The following is a 4,026-nucleotide window of genomic DNA, read 5'->3' as shown; positions in this document are numbered from 1 at the left end:
TCGGCGGCGCGTCTGATCGCTGCGTTGTCAATCTAACGGTGCAGTAGGAACATCTCGTTCGTGGCCTTGGTGATGAGGTCCTTCGCATCGTCGGCGGGATCGCTGCTTTTGGACTCGGGCTTCAGATAGCGGTCGCCGATATGCGCCGTGCGGGCGAGTTGAACCTTGAAGTCAGAGAAGCTTTCTCAGCCGAGACGGCGGCAGAAGCGCGTGACGGTCGGCGGCGAGACCTCGGCCTTCTCCGCAAGCTCGATGATGGAGGCGTTCACGGCAAATTCGAAATCGTTGACGATGATTTCGGCAATCCGGTTCTCCGATGGAGAAAGGCGGCCCTTGTCTTCCTGCAATGTGGAAAAGATATCCAACCAGTCCTCCCGGGGATGGCGCCCTTACTGATCTTTCTTCTTATAGGCGACGCAGTCTATCTCCACCTTGCAATCCACCATCATTGAAGATTGCACGCAGGCGCGTGCCGGGGGATGCCCGCCGAAATATTCCTGATAGATCCTGTTGAACGTCCAAAAATCGCGGGGGTCGTCGAGCCAGACGCCGACGCGCACGACATCCGCGACGCCGTAGCCGGCCTCTTTGAGGATCGCCAGCACATTGGCAATTGCCTTATGCGTCTGGGCGATGATGTTGCCCTCGACGATCTCGCCGTTTTCCATTGCAACCTGACCGGAAACATAAAGCCAGCCATCGGCTTCGACGGCGCGCGCAAATGGCAAAGACTTGCCGCCGGCGCCGGTTTGAACAGTGCCATAGCGCTTGATGGACATTCCGGATCCTTGCAAATTATTTTCTTGATAAGTTGACAAGTGACCATAGAAAGCAGAATTTGGCCAGCGAAAAACGCGATTTATGAAAAGAATTTAAATAAAGGGCGAGCATGCGCGATCCTTTCAAGAATCCCTTCCCATCGTCCGACACAGCCCGGCATTCCATCTGGGAGATGCTCGTTCCGCGCGATATCGACGCGTTTTTGGCTGCCGATTGGTCCATGGTTGAAAACGACTTCGTGGAAGATGGTTTCATCGGGATCGATGGTCGCAAGCAGGTGAGTCCGGACAAATGGCGTCTTGCCTTTCCGACGCTTGCCGCCTATCGCGACGAATGGCTTCGGCAGGCCAAGGGATTTGGCAGGGAACGCCTGGCGGAGGACGCGCGCACCGCGATCTTTTCGACGACGACGCTGGAATCTATCGAGATCGAAGGCGACATGGCCCTGGTGCGCAAGAAATTTGATGGCGGCATTGCCAAGGCCGACGGCAGCCGCGATGTCATGCAGTGGCAGACGCTCTATTACTGCCGGCTTCACGAGGGGTGCTGGAAGATCTGCGGGTTCACCGGCTATCTGCCGAATCCTATGGGTTGAAGCGGTGTCGACAACATAAAGGCCAATCTCTTGCGCATTTTCACGGCGGCTCTGGCGACCGAGACCAACACCTTCTCACCGATTTGTGTCGACCGGCGGGCTTTCGAGGCTTCGCTTTACGCACCGCCGGGACAGCATCCTGAAACGCCGACACTTTGCACCGCGCCGATCACCGTCGGCAGGCGTGTCGCCGCGGCAAAGGGCTGGGAGCTGATTGAAGGAACGGCAACCTGGGCGGATCCGGCCGGGCTCGTCAACCGTTCCACCTATGAAGATTTGCGCGACGAGATACTGGCTCAGCTTAACGCCGCAATGCCAGTTGACGCGGTGGTCCTCGGGCTGCACGGAGCCATGGTGGCGGCGGGCTACGAAGATACCGAAGGCGACATCCTTGCGCGCATCCGGGAGATCGTGGGACCCGATATTCTCGTCTGCGCCGAACTCGACCCGCACAGCCATCTGACCGCCAGGCGCGTGGCGGCCCTCGACTTCGCCGTCTACTTCAAGGAATTCCCGCACACGGATTTCGTCGACCGCGCCGAAGATCTGTGGCGCATCGCCGTCGATACGCTTGAAGGCAGGGTCAAGCCTGCCGTTTCCGTCTTCGATTGCCGCATGATCGACGTCTTTCCCACGTCGCGCGATCCGACGCGCTCCTTCGTGCACAAGATCATCAAGATCGAAAGCGACGACCCGGATGTCCTGTCGATTTCCGTGATCCATGGCTTCATGGTCGGCGACGTTCCCGAAATGGGAACGAAAATGCTGGTGGTGACGGATGGCAAGCCGGAAAAGGGGGCAGCGCTTGCCCGCGACCTGGGGCTTGAGCTGTTCTCCAAGCGCGGAACCTTCATGGCACCTCAGATAGATGAGAAGGAGGCGGTCGCGCGTGCTCTGGCCGCCACCACCTGGCCGGTCGTCATCGCCGATGTGTGGGACAATCCGGGCGGCGGTACGGCAGGCGATGCCACGGTCATCCTCGAAGAAATGCTGACCCATGAGGCGAAGGATACGGCGATCGGCACGATCTGGGACCCGATGGCGGTGCAGATCTGTTTTGCGGCAGGGGAGGGCGCTGAGATTCCGCTTCGCTTCGGCGCGAAATCGGCGCCCGGCACCGGAAATCCGATCGATGGCACCGTGACGGTCGTCAAGCTTGTGAAGGATGCCGAGATGCAGTTCGGCGAGAGCCTGGCACCCTTCGGCGATGCCGCTCATGTGGTTATGAACGGCATCGACATCATCTTGAACTCGACGCGTGCCCAGAGCTTTGATGCCAGCCTCTTTACGGTCATGGGCATTGACCCGACGAAGAAGAAGATCCTGGTCATCAAATCTACGAACCACTTCTTCGCGTCGTTTTCGAAGATCGCGGCCGAAATCCTCTATTGTTCCGCGGGGACGCCTTATCCTAACAATCCGGCCAAGACGCCCTATCGCCGGGCACCGAGAAATATCTGGCCGATGGTCGCCGATCCTCATGGAAATGAATGCGGAGCCGCGTAGATGCAGGAAAACCGGTTGGGGACGGCGCATGCCCTACGGTGTCCTCACCGAACTTCGCGATGCCGAAAGAAGGGATTGAGCCTTTCAATCAGAGATCGAGACGTCCACAGGACGGGCGTGGCGAGGCATGCTACTGCCCGATAGGTCACGATGAACGGGTGCCTGCCACTATGCAACGCTTGCGTCAATCCGCGGACGTCAGCGTTGCCCACCCGAAGTGTCGACCTTCTCTGCGAGCCAGATTTTGATGAGCGACTGATAGGGTACGTCGCGTCTGCCGGCCGCGACCTTTATCCGTTCAAGAAGCGCGTTCGGTAGCCGCAGCGAGATTGATGTCGAGGATGGCTTCAGGTTCGGCAAGCGCACGCGCTCCGCCTTGTCCCAGTCGATATGATCGTCGGAATCCTGACTTTCCCAGAAGGCCCGTTCTTCCGCTTCCGTCTTGAATTCCGGAGTTGGCTTAAGCGTCTTGCTCATAATAGCTCCGCTCCTTGCGGCTCATGTCCCGGGCCGAGATCACCCGTATCTTCGTAGCGTTCTGCCGAAGCGTGAAGGTGACATGAAGCAGCCTTCCGTCGTCGGTGCGCCCAAGAGCGTGGATGCGTTGCTCTTCGGCGCTATGCCTTGCGTCGGGAACCGTCAGCAGTGGCTCGTTGAAAAACATCTGCTCCGCTTCTGCCTGGCCCACGCTGTGCTTTTCAGCGCTCTTGCGGGCGTTTCCCGCGTCCCAGTCGAAGCCCGTTATCCGCTCCCAATCAATCATCGATGTATATTGCCATAATATACACTGATTTCAAGGGCGAGACAGCGAAGGCAAAAGCGCACGAGAAGGAGAGAGAGCCGCTCGATTACCACGCACGGGTGCTCAACACGACGAGGGTGATATAGCGATATGCCATAAGGGGACCCGCGGTCCTCCTCCGATTACCCAAAATGCCGATTCCAGGTTCTGGTACGTGACGAGGGTCTTCGTTTTTCGTCTTTTAGACCCCGGGATGAATCTCATTAAGCGTCCCCTCGACCCTTCGTAAGAGAACTCTGATGTGGCGTCACGCGTGGGTGGGGCCACCACAGTCGCTGAGGCGTAAGAACGATCGTCTTCGCCTCCGCGACCGAATGTCTCGCCACCATAATAAGCACGGGTG

At 58.4% G+C, this 4,026-nt stretch carries 5 protein-coding genes and 1 pseudogene; 2 read left to right on the top strand and 4 right to left on the bottom strand.

Going from position 1 to position 4,026, the window contains the following annotated elements; translation table 11 throughout:
* Positions 1–35: 35 nt before the first annotated feature.
* Together C9413_RS28975 and C9413_RS28970 are read right to left on the bottom strand one after the other, a co-directional pair.
* Positions 36–365 (bottom strand): annotated as a pseudogene (locus C9413_RS28975) (RpiR family transcriptional regulator); the annotation flags it as partial.
* Between the two features lie 24 nt (positions 366–389).
* Positions 390–779 carry a RidA family protein gene (locus tag C9413_RS28970; RefSeq protein ID WP_040115892.1) on the bottom strand — a complete coding sequence of 130 codons (390 nt, stop codon included), beginning with the start codon at positions 777–779 and terminating at the stop codon, positions 390–392.
* A 110-nt stretch (positions 780–889) separates the two neighbouring features.
* Here C9413_RS28970 and C9413_RS28965 point away from each other — a divergent pair, with 110 nt between their 5' ends.
* Together C9413_RS28965 and C9413_RS28960 are read left to right on the top strand one after the other, a co-directional pair.
* Positions 890–1,375 carry a hypothetical protein gene (locus C9413_RS28965; protein WP_040115891.1) on the top strand — a complete coding sequence of 162 codons (486 nt, stop codon included), beginning with the start codon at positions 890–892 and terminating at the stop codon, positions 1,373–1,375.
* Between the two features lie 30 nt (positions 1,376–1,405).
* Positions 1,406–2,881 (top strand): M81 family metallopeptidase, encoded by a 1,476-nt coding sequence (locus C9413_RS28960; protein WP_170251265.1) that lies wholly within the window; start codon positions 1,406–1,408, stop codon positions 2,879–2,881.
* A gap of 198 nt (positions 2,882–3,079) precedes the next feature.
* Here C9413_RS28960 and C9413_RS28955 read toward each other — a convergent pair whose 3' ends face one another.
* Positions 3,080–3,358, bottom strand: coding sequence for a BrnA antitoxin family protein (locus C9413_RS28955; protein ID WP_040115889.1), 279 nt, complete (start codon positions 3,356–3,358; stop codon positions 3,080–3,082).
* Positions 3,342–3,644 carry a BrnT family toxin gene (locus C9413_RS28950; RefSeq protein WP_040115888.1) on the bottom strand — a complete coding sequence of 101 codons (303 nt, stop codon included), beginning with the start codon at positions 3,642–3,644 and terminating at the stop codon, positions 3,342–3,344. The genes C9413_RS28955 and C9413_RS28950 overlap by 17 nt, the downstream gene beginning before the upstream one ends.
* Between the last annotated feature and the right edge of the window lie 382 nt (positions 3,645–4,026).

The organism is Rhizobium sp. SEMIA 4085 (assembly GCF_013004495.1).
GTDB lineage: Bacteria > Pseudomonadota > Alphaproteobacteria > Rhizobiales > Rhizobiaceae > Rhizobium > Rhizobium gallicum.
Note: the sequence above shows the minus strand (reverse complement) of the source record. Positions and strands in the feature narration are given on the sequence as shown.

Bases quoted from the DNA above. Each gene is read 5' to 3' on its own strand.
- C9413_RS28955 (WP_040115889.1), bottom strand. From the start codon at position 3,358: ATGAGCAAGACGCTTAAGCCAACTCCGGAATTCAAGACGGAAGCGGAA.
- C9413_RS28970 (WP_040115892.1), bottom strand. From the start codon at position 779: ATGTCCATCAAGCGCTATGGCACTGTTCAAACCGGCGCCGGCGGCAAG.
- C9413_RS28950 (WP_040115888.1), bottom strand. From the start codon at position 3,644: ATGATTGATTGGGAGCGGATAACGGGCTTCGACTGGGACGCGGGAAAC.
- C9413_RS28965 (WP_040115891.1), top strand. From the start codon at position 890: ATGCGCGATCCTTTCAAGAATCCCTTCCCATCGTCCGACACAGCCCGG.